Annotated in this window: 2 protein-coding genes; both read left to right on the top strand. The window is 76.4% G+C overall.

Annotated elements, in window-relative coordinates:
- On the top strand, nucleotides 1-1,037 hold a 1,037-nt coding region (locus CCN42_RS39515; RefSeq protein ID WP_086741981.1), incomplete at its 5' end, for a family 4 glycosyl hydrolase.
- Nucleotides 1,028-1,999 carry an N-acetylglucosamine kinase gene (locus CCN42_RS39510; RefSeq protein WP_086741980.1) on the top strand — a complete coding sequence of 324 codons (972 nt, stop codon included), beginning with the start codon at nucleotides 1,028-1,030 and terminating at the stop codon, nucleotides 1,997-1,999. The genes CCN42_RS39515 and CCN42_RS39510, both read left to right, overlap by 10 nt.
- Nucleotides 2,000-2,037: the final 38 nt, after the last annotated feature.

The raw sequence follows: 2,037 nt of genomic DNA, 5'->3' as shown, positions 1-2,037 counted from the left end.
TCCTCCTCCAGCTCCGCGTCGGCGGCCAGGCGGCCCGCGAGCAGGACGAGACCTGGCCGCTGAGCTGCGGCTGCGTCGGCCAGGAGACGACCGGCGCGGGCGGCCTCGCCAAGGCCCTGCGCACCGTCCCGGTGGTCCTGGACATCGCCGAACGCGTCCGCCGCGCCAGCCCCGGGGCCTGGATCATCGACTTCACCAACCCGGTCGGCATCGTCACCCGCGCCCTGCTCGGGGCCGGGCACAAGGCGGTCGGACTGTGCAACGTGGCGATCGGCCTCCAGCGCAAGTTCGCCGCCCTGCTGGGCGTCGCCCCCGCCGACGTCCACCTCGACCACGTCGGCCTCAACCACCTCACCTGGGAGACGGCCGTACGCCTGCACGGCCCCGACGGCGAGGACGTGCTCCCCCGGCTCCTCGGCGACCACGGCGACGCCGTCGCCGCGGACCTGCGCCTGCCCCGCACCCTGCTGGACCGCCTGGGCGTGGTGCCGTCGTACTACCTGCGCTACTACTACGCCCATGACGAGGTCGTACGGGAACTGCGCGGCAAGCCGTCCCGGGCGGCGGAAGTGGCCGCCATGGAACGGGAACTGCTCGGCCTCTACGCCGACCCGGCCCTGGACACCAAACCGGAGCTGCTCGCCCGGCGCGGCGGCGCCTGGTACTCGGAGGCGGCGGTGGACCTGGCGGCGGCCCTGCTGAGCGGCGCGGGCAGCCCGCACCAGGTCGTCAACACGTACAACCGGGGCACCCTGCCCTTCCTCCCCGACGACGCGGTGATCGAGGTCCCGGCGGCGCTGCGGGCCGGCGCCGCCCCCGCCCCGCTGCCCGTCGCCCCGGTCGACCCGCTCCACGCGGGCCTGATGGCGAGCGTCACCGCGTACGAGCACCTCGCCCTGGAGGCCGCCCTGCACGGCGGGCGCGACCGCGTCTTCCGGGCCCTCCTCGCGCACCCCCTGATCGGCCAGTACGCGTACGCCGACGCCCTCACCGACCAGCTGATCGCACACAACCGGGAGCATCTGGCGTGGGCCTGACCGCAACCGTCCTCGCCGTCGACGCGGGCAACAGCAAGACCGACGTGGCGGTCGTCGCCGCCGACGGCACCGTCCTCGGCACGGCCCGCGGCGGCGGCTTCCGCCCGCCCGCCGTCGGCCTGGACACCGCGATGAGCGCGCTGGCCGGCCCGGTGGAGCGCGCGCTCGCCGCCGCGGGCGTCGCCTCCGTCTCCCATGTCTCGGCCTGCCTCGCCAACGCCGACCTCCCCGCCGAGGAGGAGACCCTCACCGCCGCCCTGCACGCGCGGGCGTGGGGCACCACCACCGAGGTCCGCAACGACACCTTCGCCCTGCTGCGCGCCGGAGTCACCGAACCCCTCGGTGTCGCCGTCGTCTGCGGCGCCGGCATCAACTGCGTCGGCATGCGCCCCGACGGCCGCACCGCCCGCTTCCCCGCGCTCGGCCGGATGTCCGGGGACTGGGGCGGCGGCTGGGGCCTGTCCGAGGAGGCCATGTTCCACGCGGCCCGCGCGGAGGACGGCCGCGGCGCCCCCACCCTGCTGGCCACCGCCCTTCCCGCCCACTTCGGCCTGCCCAGCATGTACGCGCTGATCGAGGCCCTGCACCTCGGACACCTCCCGGAAGCCCGCCGCCACGAACTCGCCCCCGTCCTCTTCGCCACCGCCGCCTCCGGCGACCGCGTGGCCCGTTCCCTGGTCGACCGGCTCGCCGACGAGATCGTCACCATGGCGGTCGTCGCCCTCACCCGGCTCGACCTGCTGACCGAGGAGACGCCCGTGGTGCTGGGCGGCGGCATCCTCGCCGCCCGGCATCCCCGACTCGACTCCGCCGTGCGCGCCCTGCTCTCCGAGCGGGCCCCCAAGGCGGTACCCCGGGTCGTCACGGCCCGCCCGGTCCTGGGCGCGGCGCTGCTCGGCCTGGACCGCATCGGCGCACCGGCGGACGCCCAGGCCCGCGTGGCGAGCCACTTCGCCCACTGAACGGGGCGCGGGCGTGAGGCCCGGGGGGCGCGCGGCCC

Origin of the sequence: Streptomyces glaucescens, assembly GCF_002154375.1 — a bacterium.
GTDB lineage: Bacteria > Actinomycetota > Actinomycetes > Streptomycetales > Streptomycetaceae > Streptomyces > Streptomyces glaucescens.
The sequence above is the reverse complement of the archived record's forward strand: the minus strand, read 5'-3'. Positions and strand labels throughout refer to the sequence as shown.